The sequence below is a fragment of the Aeromonas piscicola genome (genome assembly GCF_000820005.1).
Lineage (GTDB): Bacteria > Pseudomonadota > Gammaproteobacteria > Enterobacterales > Aeromonadaceae > Aeromonas > Aeromonas piscicola.
Map to the genome: position 1 here is coordinate 50,770 of NZ_CDBL01000039.1, position 20,766 is coordinate 71,535.

A 20,766-nucleotide genomic window follows, 5' to 3' on the forward strand; every position below is an offset into this window, starting at 1 on the left:
TTCTGAAGTGCGGCCAGGGGATCAATAAAAAAGCGAGCCATTGGCTCGCTTTTTTGGATTCAACTCAAGGGGTCGATCAGGAGATACGACGCTTGAATTCGCCGGTGCGGCTGTCGATTTCGATCTTGTCACCGATCTCTACGAAGGCGGCAACGGCCAGCTCGTAGGTGGTGCCCTTCAGACGGGCAGGCTTGGTCACTTTGCCGGAGGTGTCGCCACGGGCGGCCGGCTCTGTGTACTCGACTTCGCGCACGATAGTGGTCGGCAGTTCTACGGAGATGGCTTTCTCGTTGTAGAAAGTCACTTCGCAGATGTCTTCCATGCCGTCTACCAGGTAGTTCAGCACGTCACCCAGGTTGTCTTTCTCGACGTCGTGCTGGTTGTACTCGGTGTCCATGAAGACATACAGAGGGTCGGAGAAGTAAGAGTAGGTGCACTCTTTACGCTCCAGCTGAACCACGTCCAGCTTGTCGTCGGCCTTGAATACGGTCTCGGTCGCGCTACCGTTGAGCAGACCCTTCAGTTTCATCTTGACCACGGCGGAGTTACGGCCGGATTTGTTGAACTCAGCCTTCTGGACCACCATCGGCTCGGTGCCGATCATGACTACGTTACCAGCGCGGATTTCCTGTGCGGTTTTCATGTAAAAAATTCCTGTTCGTGAAACGGACGGATAAAAACTGCCAGATTATATACGGCTTTCTAAAAATTTCACCAACCGCGTGACGAGATCCCCGTCCTCGAGCAGCTTCTGTGACCAGCTTCGCGCATCTTGCTGCCAAATGGCGCTATATCGGGGCCATTGGGCCCAAAGTTTGCTGGTATCTTCCCCCTGGTTGAGGGCGTGGTTGAAAGCCCGCAACCATTGGGCTGCCTCCGGGGAAAAGTCCGCCAGATAGTGATCGAGAAAACCGTCCAGCTTGACCATGTGGGCCTGCTCATCCTGCGGGTAGATGTGCCACAGGAAGGGGCGGGCGGCCCACTGGGCCCGCACGAAGGAGTCCTCGCCGCGCACCAGATTGAGGTCGCAGCTCCACAGCAGCCGGTCGTAGCCTGCCTGATCCGTCATCGGCAGCAGCTTGATGGTGAGACTGCCCACGCGCAGCAGATCCCCGGCCCTGGCGGTGGCGATGGCGCTCTCAAGGCCGGCGCCGCGCAGCACGTCATTGAGCGAGCGCCCCAGCGGCAATAGCAAAGTGACGGGGGTTGGGCTCTGACACCAGCCCTCTATCAGGCTCACAAGCGCTTCGCTCTCGTAGGTAAAGAGGCTGACTCTCAGCTCATTGTCCCCTTTGGGCGGCAATCCCAGGCTGGCCCAGTAGGCGGCAAGGCCAGCTTCATCCTGTTGCCACTGCTCACGCGCAGCCATGAGCCCCTGCTCGCACAAGAGGCCGCCGGTGCTGGGGGTGAAGCCCGGGAAGAAGAAGTATTTGTTGAGGCTCAGGTCGCCGACTCGCTGGGGCGATGCAAGGCCGTGGCAATCCTCGACCCAGCTCTCGGCCGAGAGGTACTCCAGATTGATCCAGCAGGGGGGCTTGGGTTGGCTGGCCATGCGCTCGATAAAGGGAGCGGGCAGTTCGCAGGCGAACGCTTCTATGACCACCTTTGCCGGGATGACATCCGCCGGCAGCGCGTCGTGCCAGTGCTGGATATAGATGCCCGCGACCCACTGGCCATCTTGCGCGGGGTCGAGTCCCGGGCAGATGCGGGCGAAGCTCGCCAGATCGTCCACCCAGAGCCTGACTCTTGCTTCACTGCCGTGGGTCAGCCCTTGTCCCTCTTCTGCTCCACTAGCCTGGGTCGGGACATGCCCCTCTTGCTCCAGCTGGCGAGCGAGCCGCCAGGTGACGCCTATGTCACCGAAGTTGTCCACGACGCAGCAGAAGATATCCCAGTCGAATGGCGGCAGATTACGTGGTGAAGAGGTTGTCATGTCAGGGGTCCGATGGAAAAGAGATACAAAAAAACCGGTGTGCAGGGTAGCACACCGGTGGATTGGCTTCTAAGGGGCAGGGCATGAAGCCCTCACTCCTGGCAGGGGCAGGTTTACTCCTTGCCGTAGACGTTGTTCTCCTGCTCGCGCACCCGGATAAAGGTGGTGCGTTTGGTCAGCTCTTTGAGCTGGCTGGCGCCGACGTAGGTGCAGGTGGAGCGCACGCCGCCCAGGATGTCGCGCACCGTGTTCTCGACCGGGCCGCGGTAGGGCAGCAGCACGGTTTTGCCTTCGGAGGCGCGATAGTCGGCGACGCCGCCGGCGTGCTTGTCCATGGCACTCGATGAGCTCATGCCGTAGAACTTCATGAAGGGGGTGCCATCTACGTCCACCACTTCGCCGCCGCACTCCTCGTGGGCTGCCAGCATGCCGCCCAGCATCACGAAGTCGGCGCCGCCGCCGAAGGCTTTGGCCACGTCACCCGGGCAGGTGCAGCCGCCGTCACCGACGATCTGGCCACCAAGGCCGTGCGCCGCATCGGCGCACTCTATGATGGCGGAGAGCTGGGGGTAGCCGACGCCTGTCTTGACCCTTGTGGTGCAGACAGAGCCCGGGCCTATGCCAACCTTGACGATATCGGCGCCGGAGAGGATCAGCTCTTCCACCATCTCGCCGGTGACCACGTTGCCGGCCAGGATGACGTGGTTCGGGCAGGCTTCACGTATTTTGCGCAAGAACTCGACAAAGTGCTGGGAGTAGCCGTTGGCTACGTCCACGCAGATGAAGCGCAGAGCCGCCGACATGGCCAGGATCTGGCGGGTCTTGATGAAGTCCTCTTCGGAGGTGCCGGTCGATACCATTACATGGCCGAGCAGGGCGGGGTCTGTCTCGTTCACGAAAGCTTGCCACTGCGCAAGGCTGTAGTGCTTGTGGACTGCGGTCATCATCTCGAAACCGGCCAGGGTCCTGGCCATGGCGAAGCTGCCGACGGTATCCATGTTGGCGGCGATGACGGGAACGCCCTGCCATTGAGTCTGGGTGTGCTTGAAGGTGAACTGACGGGTCAGGCTGACTTGGGAACGGCTCTTGAGAGTGGAGCGCTTGGGGCGGAACAGAACATCCTTGAAACCGAGCTTCAAGTCTTCTTCGATACGCATGACGAATTCCTTATTGAGCCTTGTTGAAAGTCACTTTTGCAGTGGTCAATTTTCGGCAGGCGCAAAAAAACCGGCGGTTTTCAGGGCCTCCGGTTTACAACAGTGTAGGCAAAAATCCCGCCAGAACAAGACTGATAATTCGCTCATCATTGTGTTAGCCTTTGGCGTCACAACCTGAGCGCAGCCTCGGGTGTCATCCAACACCGCTTTTCTGCCTGAACCTCTTCGCGAACAGAGTCATCAATCACGCCTTTTTACCAGCCCATGTCGCGCCTCCGACGCTGACAGAACAAGCCCGCCTGCCGCCGCGCTTCGCCAGTTGACAGCCGCCGTTTGCATCCTCATTCTGGGCCTCTCGGGCCAGCCTGGGCCCTGTCTGGACGAGGAACCGACATGTTTGGATCGCGAATGATGCCGCTGTTGCTGCTGGCCTGCCTCTCCCTGCCGGGGGGGGCCCGTGCCGCCTCGGCTCCCGCCGTGTATGGCTGGATCGAGAAGGGACTCATCATGCCAAGCGGCGTGGCAGTGAAGATGAAGCTGGATACAGGGGCGCTCACCTCCTCGATGGATGCACGGGATCTGCACCACTTCAAGCGCGATGGCAAACCCTGGGTGCGCTTTACTCTGCAGGTGACGGATGCCAACACCGACAAGCAGGTGCGCCAGACCCTGGAGCGGCCGGTGGAACACATGGTGACGGTGCGCGGTGCCGGCGGCATGGAGCAGAGGCCAACCGTCACCATGGCCATCTGCCTGGGTGACAAGGTGTATGAGGAGTGGTTCACCCTGCGGGATCGCAGCAAGATGATCTATCCGGTGCTGCTCGGTCGCCGTCTGCTGGCGGATCTGGGGGCCGTGGATTCGAGCCGTACCTTCACGGTGAAGCCCGCTTGCCGTTAGGGGCAATTTCGGCGTGAATCTAAAAAACGCCGTTTCACAGCTAAATCACAGCACCTCTGCCAGAGGTAGCATCTCCATCATACCCTGATGCGTGCGAGCTCGTTCGCCAGCAAGGGATTGAGCGTGGAGTGCATCATAGTGAAACCTTATCAAAAAATCGTATCTGAATGGCTATTGCTCGCGGGCGAACAGCAGGGCGTAGCATTGAGTCTGGGCAGTGATGGCCACTGTCGTGTGCCGTTCGGTCTGGATGGCGAGTGTCTGGTCGAAGTCCCTGATAACGATGATCTGCAGGCATGTTACCTTTATATTCCCTTGCTTCGTCTGCCTGACGATGCAGCCAGCCAGTTGCTGCTGACCCGCTCGGCCCTTGAGCTGAACATGTTTGGTTTGGCCACTGGTGGAAGCCAGATCAGTCTGGACAGTCGCAGCAACCATCTGGTGCTGACCTTTTCCTCCCTCATCGAGATGCTCGATAAAACCCTGTTTGTGCAGACCCTGGGCGAGTTTCTTGATCTCGGCGTCACCTTGCAGGCGCAGTTGCGGACGTTGAGCATCCAGCAGGAGAAACCTGCCATTCACTCACCGTTATCTGGCGTCATGATCCCGTGTTGATGGATCGTCATTGGTATTAATCAGGAGCAGAAGATGTCTATTCAAAGCATTGGACAACCCCAGCGAGCCACCGCAGTGGCCTCTCATGAGCATGGCGAGGTGCAATCATCATCTCGCCAGCACACGGTTCATCACAATCTGGCCTCTCACTATACCAGTCTCGGCTTCGGTTCCCGGGTTCAGCCAGGCAAGGTATTGAATACCTCGCTCAAGTGGTTGACCCTCAGTGCCCCGGCTCGCAAGATTGGCATCGCCATCCAGGGCGGCCATGACTCCCATGCCCAGAGCGCCAAGGGGAAAGCCCGTTACTGGACTGGCGCCATCATCAAAGGGCTGGCCAATATTACCGGCGGCGTCAGCAGCGTGGCCAGCGGTGCGGTGACGGCCGGGGTGGCCGGGGTGAAAAACCTTGGTGAGTCAGCGGCGCGTCTGGTGGCCTCCTCCTCTCTGGGGTTGGCGGGTAGCGTTATGAAGGGGGCCTCCCATCTGCCACTCGGTATGTCAGACAGGTTGCAACAGGGCTCACAGCAGGCATTGAGTGCCGCCAAGGGAATCATCAAGCCGGCCTTCGTGGCGAAGGCGCAGCAGGAGCCGCTGACTGCCGAGGGGGCGAGAGCTGTGATGGATGCGGCCCAGCTGGCTCGGGTCAGCTGCTCCAGCAGCTATCGGGAGATGCCGGCAGGCTACAGTCACGCCACGCTGGCAGATATTCCTCCTTCGATATTGGCCCGTCGTGAAGATGGTTCCGGCGGCACCGGGAGTGCACTGACTCTTCATGTAACCCCGGGCAAGGGCAAGAATGACCCCTTTATCCTGACAGGCGATGCTTGGTCAGCGCTCAAGGTCGCCGTTTACAAGCGTGGCGATACCATGGTGCTCTCGTTCGTTGGTACTCAGCCTGCTAAACGCCCGGGGACCCTGAAGAGCGATGCTGGCGCGGCGCTCGGGATCAAAGACAGCGCATTTCAAGATGCCGACCGTCTGGTCAAGGCTTTTGCCCAGCAGCATGGTGGCAAGGTCGAGGTGTTGGGCCATTCTCTGGGGGGCGGTCTGGCGCAGTATGCAGGCATCAAGCACGGACTCAAGGTCACGGCCTTTAACAGCATGGGGTTGCATGTCGGGTTGCGGGATCGCCTTGCCCACAAGCTGGACGATGCCAATGTTACCCACATCAACACCAGCGGGGATCCATTAAGCCAGAAGGTGGAGCACGGTGTGCTCGGGCTGGATGCTTCTTCCCAAGTGGGCAAGCGTTATGTGATTGAGCACTCTGGCGGGCATCGCATGGAGGCAGTGACGGCGGGTCTGGATGCGCTGCTTGCCTGATTAGCCGGTGATGGCGTGGCGACAAGTCACGCAGCCAGCATCAGTGAACAACGCCTCCTGCGGGGGGCGTTGTTGTTTCCGGACTATAGGATTGGTTTGTTGGTTGGCAGCAGCACGCTCACCTCCAGCCCTCCCTCTGGCCGGTTGTGGATGTCCAGATCCGCGCCGTGCAGCTGGGCGATGCGCGAGACGATGGCCATGCCGAGGCCAACGCCGTCTCCCTGCTGGGGATTGACCCGAAAGAAGCGCTCGCACAGGCGTGACAGGGCCGCGGTGGGGATGCCGGGGCCGTTGTCGCGGATATCGACCCTGACCCTGTTGCCTTCGTGCTGCACCTCGACCGCTATCTCGCCCCGGGCCGGGGTGTAGCGCAGCGCATTGTCGATGAGGTTGCTGAACATCAGATCCAGCAGGGTGGCCTGGCCCATCACGGTCAGTTGCTCCGCCCCCTCCAGCGACAGCTGCTGATCCTTTTTCAGGGCTATGGGGGCCAGGGTTGCCAGCGTGCCTTGCAGCAGCTGGTTCAGGTTGAGCTCGGTCATATCCAGTCCCTGCTGGCTGTCGATGCGGGCCTGAGTCAGCAGCTGGCGCAGCAGGCGGTCGCTGCGATCGAGCGCCAGCAGCATCTTTTGCAACGACTGCTCGCGGCTGGCGTCATCCTCGGCGGCCAGCGCATTTTCACTGTGAATGCGCAGCACGGCCAGCGGGGTGCGCAGCTCGTGGGCCGCTTCGTTGGTGAACTGCTTCTCCCGCTCTATGGTATCGGCCAGGGCGTGCATCAGCCGGTTGATCTCGTTGGTGAGCGGGGTCAGTTCCTGGGCGCGGATCTTCAGGTTGAGCGGGCTCAGGTTGGCGGGGTGGCGTTCGCCTATGGCCTGGGCCAGCAGTCGCAACGGCGCCAAGCCGCGGGAGATGAGCCACCACAGCAGGCCGAGCAGGAAGGGCAAGGTGATGAGCAGCGGCAGCATGGTCAGGGTGGCCATCTTGCTGGCCAGTTCGCTGCGCTCGTCGTCCCGTTCCGCCACCACCAGCCAGGTATGTTCGTCCCGGTTGTAGAGGGTGAAGGTGCGCCACTGATGCCGGTCTTTTTCGACCGTGTTGAAGCCGGGCGCCAGTTCGACCAGCGGCTGACTCGGGGCGCTGGGGGAGCGCAGCAGTATGCTGCCCTGTTCATTCAGCAGCTGGAAATAGAGGTTGCGCTCGAACTCGTGGCCGAAGGGGGTCAGCTCCCTGTCTTCGCCGCTCAGATTGAGGCTGGTGTCCTTCTGCCACTGATCCGGGTTGTGCTGCTCCCAATCTTCGTAGACGGTGCCGTTGGCGGGCAGCTCGCCATTTTGCTCCAGATAGCGGCTGAGCAGCTGATTGGTGATGCGGGAAGACTGGGCGAGGCGAGCATCGAACAGCTCCTCCATCTCATGGTTGGCCTCGAGATAGCCGATGAGGGCGCTGATGGCCAGGCTGGCACTGACCAGCGCCAGTATGCCGGAGAGCAGAAAACGGCGGATGGAGCGGGGACGAGTCATGCCCGGTTATCCTGGCGTTGTGGCAGCTCAAGCTGGGGAATGATGTAGCCGACCCCGCGAATGTTGCGGATGAGGTCGCTGTAGAACTTCTTGCGCAGGTGGTGGATATGGACCTCCACCGCGTTGCTTTCGGCGCCCTCGTCCCAGCCGTAGAGGCTCTGTTGCAGCTGATCCTTGCTCAGCACCCGTCCGCTCTGGGTGATGAGCTCCTGCAGCAGTTTGTATTCATGAGGAGTCAGTTTGACCGGCTCGCCCCGGTAGGTGACCTGCTGTGACTCGGGATAGAGCAGCAGCTCGCCATATTCCAGGATTGCCTGAGCCTGGCCCTTGCTGCGCCGCACCAGGGCGCGCAGACGGGCGTTGAGCTCCTGCAGGGCGAAGGGCTTGACCATGTAGTCGTCGGAGCCCGCATCCAGCCCCAGCACCCGGTCGTCCAGGGCATCGCGGGCGGTGAGGATCAGCACGGGCAGCACCTGCCCCTCCCGGCGCAACTTGCGCAGCAGGCTGATGCCGTCGATATCCGGCAGGTTGAGATCCAGAATGAGGGCCGCAAACTCTTCGCTCTTGAGCACCGACAGGGCGGGCAGCCCCTGCTGCAACCAGTCAACGGTATAGCCACTGCTGCGCAGGGCATCCACCATGCCATCGCCCAGCATCACATCATCTTCGACCAACAGGATCCGCATAGTCACTCCCCCTTAAACGACGCTGCCCACCAGTATGCAAGCGGGCGGGCAGAGTTTAAATAGCTGTTTGATCCGGCTTGTTTTTATAGCTTGGCGAGGCGGTCCCGGATCTCGATGCGACGGCCCTGGTCCGCCAGCTCGCGACCGGGACGGTCCGGTGCCGCCAGTGCCTTGTCCAGATAGGTTTTGGCTTCGTCCTTGCGACCCTGATCGAGCAGGAAGTCGCCGTAGAAGAAGTTGGGATCTATGCCGGTCGGGTTGATGGCCAGCGCCTGCTTGAGCAGCTGCTCGGCCTTCTCGTCATCGCCAAAGCCCACCGGCCAGCCCGGCACCTGATAGTAGAGCGAGCCCAGACTGGTGTAGGCGGAGCCCTCCAGCGCCTTGGGATCCTGCTTGAGGGCTATCTCCAGCTTGGCCTTGGCCTCCTTGACCAGGCCCAGTGCCCCCAGCCCGCCCTTGGCGCCAGCCCAGGTGCTCTTGACGATGGCCGACCAGATCAACAGATCGGTGCGAAAGGCCTCCTTGGCACTTGCCTCATCGGCCTGGCTGCTCAATTTCTCCAGGCAGCCCTCCTTGGCCTTGCCGGTCTGCTGATACTGGCAGACGGCCCACTGCTGCTGGATGACGGGCAGGGCGTCGGCGGCCTGCGCCAAGCCAGAGCCCAGCGTGAGGAGCAGGAGAGCGCAGTGGCCCAAACGGGGGCGGAAAGTGGCTTGCTTCATCTTAACGTTCCTTCTCTGTCATGACGGCGGTGGGGTTGCCTGTGCCCGCGGCTGGCGGAGGCGAGTGGCGGGCGTAGCGCTCTATGATGGGTTTTTGTTTGGCCAGCGCCCTGTCGACCAGGCCGGGCAGCAGGGCGTTGAGGCGCACGAACAGCTTCTCCGGCCAGCCGAGCCAGCTGCGGCGAGTCTCGTTGCACAGGGCGATGACGGCAGCCTCGGCCACGTCCTGCGGGCTGTCGGTTTGGGTACCAAGCTCGGCGTTCATCTCGTAGGCTGCCTCCGAGTTGAGGCGGGTGCGGGTGGCGCGAGGGGCGAAGTGCAGCACCTTGATGCCGGTCCCCTCCAGCTCGCGGCCGAGCGCCTCGCTGAAGCCGCGCAGGGCGAACTTGCTGGCGCAATAGACGCTGTAACCCGCATAGCCGATGGCACCGAAGCTGGAGCCTATGTTCATCACCACGGCGGGCTTGCGCAGCCGGGGCAGCAGGGCGCGAGTGAGCTGGATCGGCACCTCTATGTTGAGCAACAGCTGGCGCTCTACCTGTTCGGCACTCTGGTCCTCCAGCCAGGCAAACTGGTTGCAGCCGGCGTTGTTGATCAGCACATCCAGCCCCTCCTCCAATGCCGGATGTTGCAGCAGCCTGGCCCGCTCCTGAGGAGATCCCAGATCGGCGATCGCTATCTGATGGCGTTCCGGGTGCGGCAGCTCCTTGCAGAGGCGCTCCAGCGCGCTGGCTCTGCGTCCATGCAGCAACAGGTGCGCCCCCTGGGCCGCCAGCGCTTGGGCCAGCGCTTCGCCGATCCCGCCGCTCGCGCCCGTGAGCAACACCTTTTTTCCTTCAAGCTTCATGATGTTTGCGTTTCCGTGAGTTGATAGAGCATGTCGGCGTAGAGGCGGTAAACCACCTTGGCCGAGTGAATGATGGCGGCCTGATCGGCCGGGTCTTCCACCCGGTTCATCAGGGATTCGAAAAACTTGAGGTGCTCCTGATCCAGCGCGCCATGGGAGCTCAGGTAGCTCATGGTCTGTGGCGGCAGGCCGAGGCCCGCTTTCAGCTGATCGGCCACTGTCAGGGCGATGGCGACGCTGGTGCCTTCCAGCACCTGTACCATGCCGAAGAAGCCCATGGGGTTGCCGCGTTGTATCTGGTCATAGAGGAAGGCCACCATCAGCTCTATGGGCAGCTCGGGCTGACCGTGCCGCACGGCCTCGGCATCGCCGCCACAGGCGCGGATGTCGCTCAGGATCCACTCCTGATGGCCATACTCCTCGTCGATGTACTCGGCAATGGCACCGCGTACCCATTCGTACTCCTGACCCAGCTTGCCGCCGGTGGCCATCAAGAGTGGCACAGTGTGGCGCACGTGATAGAAGGCCTGGGAGAGGAAGCGCAGATAGGTGTCGCGAGAAATATCTCCCTTGCGGCACGCCTCTATGATGGGCGCCTTGAATAGATGCTCCCGGGCCGGGGCTGTGGCTTGTTGCAGCAGGTGATAGAAGCTCATGAGGTCTCTCCTGTAAGGCATTGGCTGATTTGCTGAGAAAAGTGGTGATAGATCCGCTCGCGGCGGGGGCGACCGTTGGCGGTCAGCAGGTCGGGATGCTGATCCAGTGCCACCGGCAGCCAGTGGTGGATACGGGCGTAATCGGGCAGACGGTGGTTGAGTTGCGCTATCTGTTGTGCCAGCTGGGCGTCGGCACCGGGTAGTGCCTGGATCAGTGCCACGTTGGCGGGCTGGCCGTCGCCGAAGATCACGATGCGGGCGATGGCCGGGCAGAGCTGGGCTTCCGCTTCGATCCACTCGGGGGAGAAGTTGCGACCGAAGGCTGTGATCTGCACGTTCTTCTTGCGCCCCGTGATGTGCAGATAGCCCTCATCATCCAGGTGACCCAAATCGCCGGTGGCAACCAGAGCGGGGGCCGGTTCATTGCTGCCCAGATAACCGAGCATGGCAGCCCCTTCCACCAAAATTTCACCGTCGGCGGCGATCGATACCCGGCAGTGGGGCAGTGGCTGGCCGACGCTGCCTAGGCTGTGGCCGTCAGGTCCGTTGAGCGCCACGACTGAGCCGCACTCCGACAGCCCATAACCTTCATAGACAGGCAGCCCCAGCTTGCGAGCACGACTGATGAGCTCGGGCGATACCTTGCCCCCGCCCACGGCGACGAAACGCAGCGCCGCCAGCTGTTTGGCCAGCGTCGGATTGGCGCTGCACAGGGCCAGCAGCAGACGCAGCAATTCTGGCACCAGCACCAGGCTGTGGGTGGGCCAGCGCAGCAGGGCCTGGGCCAGAGTGGCGGGGTCCAGCTTGCTGGAGCCGGAAAAACCCAGCTCCCCCAGCGAGGGGATACGGCTACAGGCGCCAGTGAGCAGCGGTACATAGAGGCCGGTCAGGTTCTCCAGCAGTGTGGTCAGCGGCAGCAGGGTCAGGTGCTTTTCGACCCGGGCCGGGGCGACCCGCTGCGCCAGCGACTCGCAGACCGCCATCATATGCTCAAGGGAGAGGCAGACCCCCTTGGGTTGTCCCGTGCTGCCGGAGGTATAGGTGATCTTGGCGGTGCCAGCGGGTAGAGGGGACATTTGTGATGGCTCTTTGCGCCACAGCGGCAGCTCACCAATCGAGAGAAGCAGCGGTTCGCTTGTCTGCCAGCCTGGGTGATGGGGGCCGATCAGGGCGTCGGCCCCGCTGCTCTCCAGCAGCCACTCCTGTTGCTCCGGGCTGAAGAAATGGGGCACCGGGATCACCACTATGTCGGCCTTGGCGCAGGCCAAGTCGATCAGTGCCCAAGGCAGGCCGTTGTCCAGTTGCAGCGCCAGCCGGGCAATACCGGCCTGTTGCAGGCGCTCGGCCAGGGCGGAGATCTGCAGCCACAACTGTTCGTAGCTGATTCGATGATTGCTGCCGCTCAGGGCCGGGCTATGGGGTGCATGGCGGGCGAAGTGGGCTATCTGGTTGAACAGCATCATAAGGCGCTCCGGTGCGTGCAGTCGAACAGGGATGGCATGGGTGCAAGCAGGGAGAGTAGCAGGCTGCCCTGGGCCAGGGCCTGCCGCCCGAGGCCGAGGTCGCCGACCATCACCTTGGGCTGGCAGTGATAATAGGCACCCCAGGCGCTGGCATCGTCACCCACCTTGTCAGCCTGGGCAGGAGCCAGCTCGACCGGGGTGAGGTGCAGGCGATGGAAGCTGTTGCGCAGCTTGGCAGTGCCGGTGAAGACCACGTAGTCGAGGGCGTTGTCACACAGCAGGCGGCACAGCGCTGCAAACATCAGGCGGGCGTTGCCCGGTTCGCTGCAGGCCAGATTGCCGACCTCGACGATGCGATCCCGCCGGGCGCGTACCCCGAGTCGGGTCTCGATGGCGGCCTCAATGGGGTGGTCCAGATACTGTTCCAGATAGAGACGCTCGGTGCTGGCCAACTTGAGGCCGCAAGCGCCAACCAGGATGCCATCCGCTCGATAGAGCCCGAGCAGGCAGGGCAGAAAATGGGGAATGCGGGCATCGAACTCGTGGCTGTAGGCCGTCTGTATGTAGGCCTGCAATGCCATGACCTGTTGCGGGGTATCGGCCAGCACCAAACGGTAGGGGGCTTGAATGTCTGTGGTCATGGATGGCTCCTTCTGGTCTGTTGTTGTCAGACTAAAGGGGCAAACTTAAGAAATATTTAAGAGGGGAAAAATCAGTGTCGATTTGTAGTGGAAGGCAGTGAAAACCGTGGTTGTCAGCAAAGTGGCAGGCCCTGCTCCCATGGGATAAACCTCTTGTCAGCGGCGGTCAGGGCAGGCAAGCTGGCGCCCATTTCGAGCCCATCCCGGATTGGGCCAGCCACTCTCGCGAGGAAACCCCATGTGTCCGTCCCCTTGCCCGCTGTGCGGTGCAGTCGACTCCTATGTGCTGCCGGTGGCCGGCAAGCAGTACCATCGTTGCCGGGCCTGCGAGCTGGTCTGGCTGGATGCCGGCGATCATCTGGCGCCAGCGGCGGAGAAGGCGGTTTATGACGGACACGACAACCGGGTGGACGATCTCCATTACCGCCGCTTTCTGATGCGGGCCTTCGGCGAGGTGCTGAGCCGGGTGCCGCCACCGGCCAGCGGTCTCGACTTCGGCTGCGGCCCGGGCCCCGCGCTCATTGCCATGGGGCGGGAAGCGGGCTACCAGATGGCGGGTTACGACAAGTTCTACGCCGACTTCCCCGAGCTGCTGACGCGGCAGTACGACTTCATCACCAGCACAGAGGTGATAGAGCACATCGCCGCGCCGCGCGCCGCGCTGGACGGGCTCTGGGACTGCCTCAAGCCCGGTGGCATCCTGGTGCTGCAGACCCAGCGGGTACTGGGTGACGAGCGCTTCAAGAGCTGGCGCTACCGCCATGATCCGACCCACATCGTCTTCTTTGCCGAGGCCTCGTTTCGCGCCCTGGCGGCCCGCTGGCAGGCCGACCTTCTCTTTCCCCATGCCGATGTGGCCGTCATCACCAAACCCTGAGCGGGGCGTTTTCATTTGCCGACGAGTTGGGCATGCTGATGGCCTGACCGCAGGGCCTTATTTTCCCCGTTTATCATCGCACTGGCGCGGTGAGCCGCGACAAGGTGGCAAGCGCGGCCCCCTGAAACCAAGGAGTGGTTTTTCATGTCGATCCCCCATCTCTCGCTGCAGGACGCCCGTCATCTGCAACTGGCGGCCCAGGGCCTGTTGACCCCCCGTCGCAGCAAAGCGACCCCGGCCGATCTGCTGGCGACCATTCGCCGCATGGCGTTGCTGCAGATAGACACCATCTCTGTGGTGGCTCGCAGCCCCTATCTGGTGCTGTTCAGCCGGCTAGGGCAGTACGAGCCGCGCTGGCTGGAGCAGCTGCTGGCCAACGGCGATCTTTTCGAATACTGGGCCCACGAGGCCTGTTTCGTTCCCCGCGAGGATTACCGGCTGCTGCGCCATCGCATGCTGGATCCCGCCGCCATGGGCTGGAAGTTTTCGGCCAACTGGCTCGCCACTCATCAGCAGGAGATTGGCGAGATCCTCGAGCGCATTCGCCAGCATGGCCCGGTGCGGGCGGCTGACTTTGAGCGTACAACCGGGAAGGGCAACGGCTGGTGGGACTGGAAGCCGGAGAAGCGCCATCTGGAGGTGCTCTTTACCGCAGGCCAGCTGATGGTGCGCGAGCGGCGCAATTTCCAGCGAGTTTATGATCTGGCCGAGCGGGTGATGCCCGACTGGTGTGACGCGCGGGATCTGCCGAGCCCAGAACAAGCTCAAAGGGACATGGTGCGAGCCAGTTGCCGGGCGCTGGGTCTGGTCAAGACTGGCTGGGTTGCTGATTACTACAGGTTGCGCCGCGGCAAGTACGACGCTCAGCTCCACCAGCTGGCGGACGAAGGGGAGCTGTTGCCGGTGCGAGTGGAAGGATGGCAGCACGGTGCCTTCGTGCACGCCTCCCTTGCCGATGAGTTGGCAAAGGCGCAAGCCGGTACGCTCAAGGCGACCCACACCACGGTGCTGTCGCCGTTTGATCCCCTGGTGTGGGATCGCAAGCGAGCCAGCGAACTGTTCAACTTTGACTATCGCATCGAGTGCTATACCCCGGCGCCCAAACGCCAGTATGGCTACTTCGTGCTGCCGCTGCTGCACCGCGGCAAGCTGGTGGGGCGTATGGATGCCAAGGCCCATCGTCAGCAGGGCGTGTTCGAGATAAAGAGCCTCTATCTGGAGGCGGGGGTCAGGGTCACCCGCACCCTGGCACAAGACCTGGCCAGGGCGCTGCAACGGCTGGCGGACTGGCATCAGACCCCGAGCCTGCAGTACGGCGCCATTCCCGTGCCCCTGCTGGCCCTGTGGCGCGATCTCGACGGCGCCTGATGGATGAGCGGCTCGGCCCTCTGAACTAAGCTGCAAGGGTAGCGAAGGAGGGAGATGATGACGCGATCCATGTTGTTGCTGCTGGGGTGGGGAATGGCCGGCTTGGCACAGGCGAGTGAACCTCAGGTGCAGATCTGCCTGGGGGAGGGCAATGAGTGGGCCCCCTTCACCTATTGGGAGCGCAAGGATGGTGTGCCCGACACAAGCCGGCTCACCGGCTCGGCCACTACTCTGGTGCTCGATGCCCTGAACAAACTGGGACTGTCACACCAGATCCGCTACCTGCCCTGGGCTCGGGTGCAGCAGGAACTTGCGGATTATCGCCAGAACGGACTGTGCGAGCTGACCTGGGATGCCAGCTACAAGCCCGAGCGGGCCGAGTATGCCTTCTATAGCGTGCCGCTCTATTACACCCACTTGGGTTTTTTCTACCTCAAGCGCCGCTTCCCCGAGACGCCCGATCTGCAGACGGTCAACCGCTCCCGGGTCTGTGGGGTGATTGGCTACAACTACACACCCTATGGGCTGGTGCTGGAGCCGCGCCGGGTCAAGCAGTTGCAGCAGGCGCTGGACATGCTGGGGCGGGATCGCTGCGACTTTCTGCCAAGTGAAATCGAGCCGCTGACGAGCGGGATCGGCCTTGGTATCTACCGGAGCGAGAGCGGTCTGCTCAACCTCTCCCTGCCCAGTCGCAAGGGTTTCTATCTGCTGGTGAGCAAGGGCTCGCCACGCGCCTATGAGCTGGTGACCCGTCTCAATCAGGTGCTCATCGATTTTCAGGACAGCGGTTACAGCGACGAGGTGATGCGCAAATTCTTGCCGCCGATGGAGTGAGAGCCGTCCACACGCCGGGCATCAGGCCCGGTTTATTAATGACCGGGATGGGACCGGCTGGAAGCGGGGTACCCTCGGCAGGTCGCCGCTGTCAGATGTCGCCCAGCCCTTTGCCTGCTTGGGCAGGCCTAAGCGCCTTTGCCGTGACGTCGAATCCTTGTTGATAGTGTGTGCCTACCCTCGCACCAAGCCGGGCAGCACCAGCGCAACGGCCGCGGCGATGCGCTCGCGGATGTCGCTGCCTGGGTCCAACAAGCCGAGTGCCATCTGGCGCAGCGGCTCCGCCATGGTCATTGCCAGCAGCAGGTCACTGGTTTGGGCGACGTCCTGCGCGCGCAGCCAACCCAGTTGCTGCTGGCGCTGCAACCAGTTGGCCAGCGTCGCCCTGCCGCGCACAATGCCGTTGTCCTGATAGGCCGCCAGCAGGGCATCACGCCCTACAAACTCATGTTGCAGCAGCCGGAACATGCCTACCGCCGGCGCGCTCAGCACCTGGCTCGCAATGGCCTGCAACCCCTGCTCCAGCATCTCCCCCAGGGCATCGGAGCTATCGGCATCCAGCTCGAATGCCGGTTGAAAAGCATCGGTCCAGCTGCGTACCGCCTGTGCCACCAGCTCGTCGCGGTTGGCGGCGAAGCGGTACAGCGTCTTCTTGGCGACTCCCGCCTGTTTGGCTACCGCATCCACGGTCGCGGTGGCGTACCCCCCCTTCAGCAGCAAGGTCAGCGTCGCCTCGATCAGGGCGGCGCGCAGGTCGGATTCCGGGGTGGCCGGCCGGCCGCGTGAACGTATTACGTCATTGGATTGGTTCGACATGTGTGGCTCCTGGAAAGCATTGACAGACACATCATACAGGCATAGCGTAAATTGAGAAACGCAATTCGTTTCCAAATTAAATCGGAGTCACATCATGAATCCTTCCGCTTTGCTTGCCCCCTGGGGCGTCAATGACATCAATGAGTTGCTAAGGCTGCAGCCGCTGCGCCTGGAAATGGGCCTGACCCGCAGTACCGACGGCTTGATGACGGTCGCCATTCGCACCGATCTGCACGGCTGCAAGGGACGCATGCTGGATTGGTGGTTCACGTTTTTCGAGACGACCCAGCACATCAAGTGGTGGCACCCGCATGACCACGTCGAGCACCGGGGCTGGGACCATCACTGGAAAAAAGGGGAGCGCTATGTGGGGGCCAGCATAGATGCGGTGGAGTGGCTTGCCGAGCTGCCGCCGGTTGCGGCTCGACTCAAGTTTCACGGCGCTGAAGAGGTGTTCGCTGCACAATCGCTACACGAGGCGTGGGAGACGCAGGCACTGTCTGCCGCCATTTGCGCTCGCATCGGCTTTGGCGATCAGGTGGCGCTGGATGAGCAGGGTGCACCGCTGGATGGCGAGATGCTGCACCTGGCGCGCGATACCCCTTATGGCTGCGTGCTGCGCAGCCGCTTCCTGCTGGGCAAGGCCTGCGCCAATCCACTTGATGAGGTGCCGGACGAGATCGGCTTCAATCTGATGCGCCACTGCTACAGCGAGTTCAGCTATCTGGCGCAGTTTCTGCCGTCTCTCTATTACGCGGAAAACGGCCGTGAACCCGCGCCGCGGCTCTGGTGAAGGGATGCGGAAAGTTGTTGCTGAGTGCCTTGTTCCATAAAGGGACCCGGTCAGCTATCGGACTGCAGTGTGAGCCGTCGAGAGGGATAATAAAAAAACCGGGCACTTGGCCCGGTTTGTCATTCAGTCAGGATGCGCTTACTGGAAGACCAGCACCATCAGCAGACCGACGGTAATGGCAGACACCAGGAAGGCGAAGCCATAGAACACATAGTGGTGCAGCTTGGTGGTATGGATCCCCAGATCATGCAGGCCGTGGTAGATACGGTGCATGCCGTGCCAGATGGGCAGCGCTATGATGACCAGCAGGATGCAGGCACCCCACCAGGAGCTGGCGAACTCGAGTGCGCGTTCGTAGCTCATGGTCTCCACGTCCATGATGCCCATGGGCACCAGCAGACCTGTGATGAGGACAATCACCGGCAGCAGCATGGCAACCACCATGCCACCGGCACCAAACAGACCCCAATAGATGGGTTCGTCAGAACGTCTCATTAATTTTCTCCTCAAGCCACGATGATCAGGATCAGCAGGGATACCACTGCCAGCGCCACATACTGGGCGATGACGATCGGCTTCTCCGGCACCAGGTCTTCACCACGGAAGATGCGCATGGCCTTAGGCGCCAGGGCGAACCAGGTCTTGGCGTGGAACAGGCAGGCCGCCAGCGCGATGACGTGGAACAGGATGGCGATCGGGCTTTGCAGGGATTCCAGCCAGCCGTTGAACGCTTCCTGACCCTGAACCAGACGCAGCAGACCCCACATCAGCACGACGGCATAGATGGAGACGAAGATGCTGGTGCCTTCACGGATCATGTAACCGGTGTAGAAGGCATTCTTCAGCCACCAGTCTTTCTTCATTTCGCGGACGTAAGGCTTACGTTTGCTATTGGTGTTGTTCATGGTCTCATTCCTGATCTCAATCTGGCTTGAACATGGCGATCATGTAGTCCTTGGCGCTCTCGACCTTGCCAAGCTGGATGGCTGCGGCCGGATCTACACCCTTGGGGCAGACATCGGAGCAATAACCCACGAAGGTACAACCCCAGACACCCTCGTCCTGGCTGATGATCTTCATCCGCTCTTTGGACGCGCTGTCGCGGTTGTCGGCGTTGTAGCGATAGGCCAGTGCCAGTGCCGCCGGACCGGTGAACTTCTTGTTGATGCCATACTGCGGGCAGGCCGCGTAGCACAGACCACAGTTGATGCACATGGAGAACTGGTGATACTTCGCCATGTCGGCCGGGGTCTGGGTGTACTCGCCCTCGCACAGGCTGCGCGGTTCGCTCGGGATGATGTAGGGCTTGATGCTCTCCAGCTTCTCGATGAAATCGGACATGTCGACCACCAGATCGCGCTCGATCGGGAAGTTGTTGAGCGGCTCGATTTTCATCTTGCCTGGCAGATAGTCACGCAGGAAGGTCTTGCAACCCAGCTTCGGAATACCGTTGACCATCATGCCGCAGGAGCCGCAGATCGCCATACGGCAGGACCAGCGGAAGCTCAGGGTGGAGTCGAGCTGATCCTTGATGTATTGCAGCGCATCCAGCAGGGACATCTCTTTCAGATAAGGCACCTGAAAGGTCTGCATCCAGGGCTCGTTGTCCTGCTCAGGGCGATAACGCAGGATTTCAATTTCGATCATCTCAGCCATTCTTCTTAGCCTCGTCTTGTTTCTCACCCTCGGAACCGTATACGCGTTTTGCCGGTTGGGATTTAGTGATCTTCACATCGGAGTAATCGATGGTCGGGGCGCCTTCCTGGTTGTAGAAGGAGAGGGAGTGCTTGAGGTAGTTCACGTCATCCCGCTCTTCATAACCGTCCAGACGCTGGTGGGAACCGCGGGACTCTTTCCGGTTGATGGCGGAATGCGCCATGGCTTCGGCTACGTCCAGCATGTAGCCCAGTTCGATGGCGTACAGCAGATCCGTGTTGAAGACAGAGGACTTGTCGTTGATCTTGACCTTCTTGTAACGGGCCTTCAGCTCATTGATCTTGTCGATGGTGCCTTGCATCAGCTCTTCGGTACGGTAGATACCGACACCGGCTTCCATGGACATGCCCAACTCGTTGCGGATGTCGGCCGGGTTTTCAGTACCGTCTATGTCCATCAGCGAGAGGTGTTGCTTGATCAACTGCTCGGCCTTGGCGGCCAGTGCTTGGGTGTCGCCGTGTGCCTGGGTCTTGGCGAATTCACCGGCGTGCTCGCCCGCTACCTTGCCGAATACCACTATCTCGGACAGGGAGTTGGAGCCCAGACGGTTGGCACCGTGCAGACCGACGGAGGCACACTCGCCCAGGGCGTAGAGGCCAGGCATGCGGGTCGCGCACTGACCGTTGGTCTCGATACCACCCATGGTGTAGTGGGCGGTCGGACGTACCGGGATCGGTTCCTTGACCGGATCCACACCCACGTAGGCCTTGGCCAGTTCGCAGATGAAGGGCAGACGCTCTTTCAGGTACTTCTCGCCGAGGTGGCGCAGGTCGAGGTGAACCACGTCGCCCATCGGGCCCTGGATCACGCGGCCTTTCTGCTGCTCTTGCCAGAATGCCTGGGAGAGACGGTCACGGGGACCCAGCTCCATGTGCTTGTTCTTTGGCTGGCCGACCGGTGTTTCCGGGCCCAGGCCATAGTCTTGCAGGTAGCGGTAACCATCCTTGTTGACCAGGATACCGCCTTCACCACGACAACCTTCGGTCATCAGTATGCCGGTGCCCGGCAGGCCGGTCGGGTGATACTGAACGAACTCCATGTCGCGCAGCGGCACGCCGTGGCGGTAGGCCAGTGCCATGCCGTCACCTGTGACTATGCCACCGTTGGTGTTGTAGCGGTAAACGCGACCGGCGCCACCTGTGGCCAGAATGACGGACTTGGCCTGGATGAAGCGGGAAACACCGTTCTGGATATCGAAGGTCAGCACGCCCTGCACGCGACCGTCGTCCACGATCAAGTCCATGCAGAAGTGCTCATCGAAGCGCTTGATGGTCGGATATTTGATGGAGGTCTGGAACAGGGTGTGCAGAATGTGGAAACCGGACTTGTCTGCCGCGAACCAGGTCCGCGGGATCTTCATCCCGCCGAAACGACGCACGTTGGCCTTGCCGTCCGGCTTGCGGCTCCAGGGGCAACCCCAGTGCTCCAGCTGGATCATCTCGTTGGTGGCATTGTTGACGAAGTAGTCGACCACGTCCTGCTCACACAACCAGTCGCCACCGGATACGGTGTCGTTGAAGTGGTTTTCGAGGGAGTCATCATCACGGACAACACCGGCGGCACCGCCTTCTGCGGCCACTGTGTGGCTGCGCATCGGGTAGACTTTGGAGATCAGGGCGATGTCCAGATCCGGGTGTGCTTCTGCTATGGCGATTGCGGCACGCAGGCCACCACCACCGGCACCGATGATGGCGACATCGGTCTTGATAATATCCACATCTGCCTCCTTAGGGATAGATTTGCTGGGCACGATTTTGCTCTATGAAAAAAATTCAGGCTTGATGCAAGTCAAACTGGTTTGTTTTAGTGCTTGGCAATGGTGACTTTTATCAAAATCACCCCATTCCCTGGATGAAAACGCCGTAATTATCGCCATCCTTCAGTTATCGGTAT

The 20,766-nt window shown here is 61.4% G+C and carries 22 protein-coding genes; 7 read left to right on the forward strand and 15 right to left on the reverse strand.

Translation table 11 applies throughout. The features are described 5' to 3' along the window. Positions 1-76 precede the first annotated feature (76 nt). From efp to BN1128_RS08455, 3 genes are all read right to left on the reverse strand, one after another. Positions 77-643: an elongation factor P gene (gene efp, locus BN1128_RS08445; RefSeq protein ID WP_042867629.1), complete on the reverse strand. Its 567-nt coding sequence runs from the start codon at positions 641-643 to the stop codon at positions 77-79. A 45-nt stretch (positions 644-688) separates the two neighbouring features. Continuing rightward, positions 689-1,933 carry an elongation factor P maturation arginine rhamnosyltransferase EarP gene (earP, locus tag BN1128_RS08450; RefSeq protein WP_042867632.1) on the reverse strand — a complete coding sequence of 415 codons (1,245 nt, stop codon included), beginning with the start codon at positions 1,931-1,933 and terminating at the stop codon, positions 689-691. A gap of 113 nt (positions 1,934-2,046) precedes the next feature. Next, complete coding sequence (locus tag BN1128_RS08455) at positions 2,047-3,090, reverse strand: GMP reductase (RefSeq protein WP_042867634.1); 1,044 nt, start codon at positions 3,088-3,090, stop codon at positions 2,047-2,049. Positions 3,091-3,483: 393 nt separating this feature from the next. On the opposite strand from BN1128_RS08455, the gene rloA3 reads away from it, so the two are divergent. The 3 genes from rloA3 (at position 3,484) to BN1128_RS08470 (ending at position 5,931) form a co-directional block, all read left to right on the forward strand. Beyond that, on the forward strand, positions 3,484-3,990 hold the full coding sequence (rloA3, locus tag BN1128_RS08460) for a retropepsin-like aspartic peptidase RloA3 (RefSeq protein ID WP_042867636.1): 507 nt from the start codon (positions 3,484-3,486) through the stop codon (positions 3,988-3,990). Between the two features lie 138 nt (positions 3,991-4,128). Continuing rightward, positions 4,129-4,605, forward strand: coding sequence for a CesT family type III secretion system chaperone (locus BN1128_RS08465; RefSeq protein WP_244464573.1), 477 nt, complete (start codon positions 4,129-4,131; stop codon positions 4,603-4,605). Between the two features lie 33 nt (positions 4,606-4,638). Then, positions 4,639-5,931 carry a Tle-like phospholipase domain-containing protein gene (locus tag BN1128_RS08470; RefSeq protein ID WP_042867638.1) on the forward strand — a complete coding sequence of 431 codons (1,293 nt, stop codon included), beginning with the start codon at positions 4,639-4,641 and terminating at the stop codon, positions 5,929-5,931. Between the two features lie 83 nt (positions 5,932-6,014). On the opposite strand, the gene BN1128_RS08475 is transcribed toward BN1128_RS08470, so the two are convergent. The 7 genes from BN1128_RS08475 to BN1128_RS08505 form a co-directional block, all read right to left on the reverse strand. Beyond that, positions 6,015-7,454, reverse strand: coding sequence for an ATP-binding protein (locus tag BN1128_RS08475; RefSeq protein WP_042867640.1), 1,440 nt, complete (start codon positions 7,452-7,454; stop codon positions 6,015-6,017). Beyond that, positions 7,451-8,140: a response regulator gene (locus BN1128_RS08480; protein WP_042867642.1), complete on the reverse strand. Its 690-nt coding sequence runs from the start codon at positions 8,138-8,140 to the stop codon at positions 7,451-7,453. Before BN1128_RS08480 ends, BN1128_RS08475 begins: the two co-directional genes overlap by 4 nt. Positions 8,141-8,223: 83 nt before the next feature. Further along, positions 8,224-8,862 (reverse strand): tetratricopeptide repeat protein, encoded by a 639-nt coding sequence (locus BN1128_RS08485; protein ID WP_042867644.1) that lies wholly within the window; start codon positions 8,860-8,862, stop codon positions 8,224-8,226. A 1-nt stretch (position 8,863) separates the two neighbouring features. After that, entirely contained in the window at positions 8,864-9,709 is an 846-nt protein-coding gene (locus BN1128_RS08490) for an SDR family oxidoreductase (protein ID WP_042867645.1), read from the reverse strand. Next, a complete protein-coding gene (locus BN1128_RS08495; RefSeq protein ID WP_042867647.1) occupies positions 9,706-10,365 on the reverse strand; it encodes an iron-containing redox enzyme family protein in 660 nt (219 codons plus the stop codon). Before BN1128_RS08495 ends, BN1128_RS08490 begins: the two co-directional genes overlap by 4 nt. Beyond that, on the reverse strand, positions 10,362-11,828 hold the full coding sequence (locus BN1128_RS08500; RefSeq protein WP_042867649.1) for an AMP-dependent synthetase/ligase: 1,467 nt from the start codon (positions 11,826-11,828) through the stop codon (positions 10,362-10,364). Before BN1128_RS08500 ends, BN1128_RS08495 begins: the two co-directional genes overlap by 4 nt. Further along, positions 11,825-12,469 (reverse strand): thermostable hemolysin, encoded by a 645-nt coding sequence (locus BN1128_RS08505; RefSeq protein WP_042867651.1) that lies wholly within the window; start codon positions 12,467-12,469, stop codon positions 11,825-11,827. The genes BN1128_RS08500 and BN1128_RS08505 overlap by 4 nt, the downstream gene beginning before the upstream one ends. A gap of 238 nt (positions 12,470-12,707) precedes the next feature. On the opposite strand from BN1128_RS08505, the gene BN1128_RS08510 reads away from it, so the two are divergent. The 3 genes from BN1128_RS08510 to BN1128_RS08520 all read left to right on the forward strand — a co-directional run bounded on the left by BN1128_RS08510 (position 12,708) and on the right by BN1128_RS08520 (position 15,548). Then, positions 12,708-13,346, forward strand: a complete 639-nt coding sequence (locus BN1128_RS08510; protein WP_042867653.1) for a class I SAM-dependent methyltransferase — start codon at positions 12,708-12,710, stop codon at positions 13,344-13,346. 144 nt (positions 13,347-13,490) lie between these two features. Next, complete coding sequence (locus BN1128_RS08515) at positions 13,491-14,714, forward strand: winged helix-turn-helix domain-containing protein (protein WP_042867656.1); 1,224 nt, start codon at positions 13,491-13,493, stop codon at positions 14,712-14,714. A 57-nt stretch (positions 14,715-14,771) separates the two neighbouring features. Next, positions 14,772-15,548: a substrate-binding periplasmic protein gene (locus tag BN1128_RS08520; RefSeq protein ID WP_042867786.1), complete on the forward strand. Its 777-nt coding sequence runs from the start codon at positions 14,772-14,774 to the stop codon at positions 15,546-15,548. A 174-nt stretch (positions 15,549-15,722) separates the two neighbouring features. Here BN1128_RS08520 and BN1128_RS08525 read toward each other — a convergent pair whose 3' ends face one another. Next, entirely contained in the window at positions 15,723-16,364 is a 642-nt protein-coding gene (locus BN1128_RS08525; RefSeq protein WP_042867658.1) for a TetR/AcrR family transcriptional regulator, read from the reverse strand. Positions 16,365-16,458: 94 nt separating this feature from the next. On the opposite strand from BN1128_RS08525, the gene BN1128_RS08530 reads away from it, so the two are divergent. Continuing rightward, on the forward strand, positions 16,459-17,157 hold the full coding sequence (locus tag BN1128_RS08530; RefSeq protein WP_042867659.1) for a DAPG hydrolase family protein: 699 nt from the start codon (positions 16,459-16,461) through the stop codon (positions 17,155-17,157). A gap of 138 nt (positions 17,158-17,295) precedes the next feature. On the opposite strand, the gene frdD is transcribed toward BN1128_RS08530, so the two are convergent. Genes frdD through frdA form a run of 4 tightly spaced genes read right to left on the reverse strand, consistent with a single transcriptional unit; the run spans position 17,296 to position 20,590 of the window. Continuing rightward, on the reverse strand, positions 17,296-17,652 hold the full coding sequence (gene frdD, locus BN1128_RS08535) for a fumarate reductase subunit FrdD (protein ID WP_042867662.1): 357 nt from the start codon (positions 17,650-17,652) through the stop codon (positions 17,296-17,298). An 11-nt stretch (positions 17,653-17,663) separates the two neighbouring features. Then, the gene (locus tag BN1128_RS08540) at positions 17,664-18,062 is read right to left on the reverse strand and encodes a fumarate reductase subunit C (protein ID WP_021138209.1); all 399 of its coding nucleotides are present in this window, start codon (positions 18,060-18,062) and stop codon (positions 17,664-17,666) included. A 16-nt stretch (positions 18,063-18,078) separates the two neighbouring features. Next, complete coding sequence (locus BN1128_RS08545) at positions 18,079-18,813, reverse strand: succinate dehydrogenase/fumarate reductase iron-sulfur subunit (RefSeq protein ID WP_042867664.1); 735 nt, start codon at positions 18,811-18,813, stop codon at positions 18,079-18,081. Continuing rightward, positions 18,806-20,590, reverse strand: a complete 1,785-nt coding sequence (gene frdA / locus BN1128_RS08550; RefSeq protein WP_042867666.1) for a fumarate reductase (quinol) flavoprotein subunit — start codon at positions 20,588-20,590, stop codon at positions 18,806-18,808. The genes BN1128_RS08545 and frdA overlap by 8 nt, the downstream gene beginning before the upstream one ends. Positions 20,591-20,766 lie beyond the last annotated feature (176 nt).

Excerpts from the sequence above, each read along its gene's own strand:
- efp (WP_042867629.1), bottom strand. The coding sequence starts at position 643 with ATGAAAACCGCACAGGAAATCCGCGCTGGTAACGTAGTCATGATCGGC.
- earP (WP_042867632.1), bottom strand. The coding sequence starts at position 1,933 with ATGACAACCTCTTCACCACGTAATCTGCCGCCATTCGACTGGGATATC.
- BN1128_RS08455 (WP_042867634.1), bottom strand. The coding sequence starts at position 3,090 with ATGCGTATCGAAGAAGACTTGAAGCTCGGTTTCAAGGATGTTCTGTTC.
- rloA3 (WP_042867636.1), top strand. The coding sequence starts at position 3,484 with ATGTTTGGATCGCGAATGATGCCGCTGTTGCTGCTGGCCTGCCTCTCC.
- BN1128_RS08470 (WP_042867638.1), top strand. The coding sequence starts at position 4,639 with ATGTCTATTCAAAGCATTGGACAACCCCAGCGAGCCACCGCAGTGGCC.
- BN1128_RS08475 (WP_042867640.1), bottom strand. The coding sequence starts at position 7,454 with ATGACTCGTCCCCGCTCCATCCGCCGTTTTCTGCTCTCCGGCATACTG.
- BN1128_RS08480 (WP_042867642.1), bottom strand. The coding sequence starts at position 8,140 with ATGCGGATCCTGTTGGTCGAAGATGATGTGATGCTGGGCGATGGCATG.
- BN1128_RS08485 (WP_042867644.1), bottom strand. The coding sequence starts at position 8,862 with ATGAAGCAAGCCACTTTCCGCCCCCGTTTGGGCCACTGCGCTCTCCTG.
- BN1128_RS08490 (WP_042867645.1), bottom strand. The coding sequence starts at position 9,709 with ATGAAGCTTGAAGGAAAAAAGGTGTTGCTCACGGGCGCGAGCGGCGGG.
- BN1128_RS08495 (WP_042867647.1), bottom strand. The coding sequence starts at position 10,365 with ATGAGCTTCTATCACCTGCTGCAACAAGCCACAGCCCCGGCCCGGGAG.
- BN1128_RS08500 (WP_042867649.1), bottom strand. The coding sequence starts at position 11,828 with ATGATGCTGTTCAACCAGATAGCCCACTTCGCCCGCCATGCACCCCAT.
- BN1128_RS08505 (WP_042867651.1), bottom strand. The coding sequence starts at position 12,469 with ATGACCACAGACATTCAAGCCCCCTACCGTTTGGTGCTGGCCGATACC.
- BN1128_RS08510 (WP_042867653.1), top strand. The coding sequence starts at position 12,708 with ATGTGTCCGTCCCCTTGCCCGCTGTGCGGTGCAGTCGACTCCTATGTG.
- BN1128_RS08515 (WP_042867656.1), top strand. The coding sequence starts at position 13,491 with ATGTCGATCCCCCATCTCTCGCTGCAGGACGCCCGTCATCTGCAACTG.
- BN1128_RS08520 (WP_042867786.1), top strand. The coding sequence starts at position 14,772 with ATGACGCGATCCATGTTGTTGCTGCTGGGGTGGGGAATGGCCGGCTTG.
- BN1128_RS08525 (WP_042867658.1), bottom strand. The coding sequence starts at position 16,364 with ATGTCGAACCAATCCAATGACGTAATACGTTCACGCGGCCGGCCGGCC.
- BN1128_RS08530 (WP_042867659.1), top strand. The coding sequence starts at position 16,459 with ATGAATCCTTCCGCTTTGCTTGCCCCCTGGGGCGTCAATGACATCAAT.
- frdD (WP_042867662.1), bottom strand. The coding sequence starts at position 17,652 with ATGAGACGTTCTGACGAACCCATCTATTGGGGTCTGTTTGGTGCCGGT.
- BN1128_RS08540 (WP_021138209.1), bottom strand. The coding sequence starts at position 18,062 with ATGAACAACACCAATAGCAAACGTAAGCCTTACGTCCGCGAAATGAAG.
- BN1128_RS08545 (WP_042867664.1), bottom strand. The coding sequence starts at position 18,813 with ATGGCTGAGATGATCGAAATTGAAATCCTGCGTTATCGCCCTGAGCAG.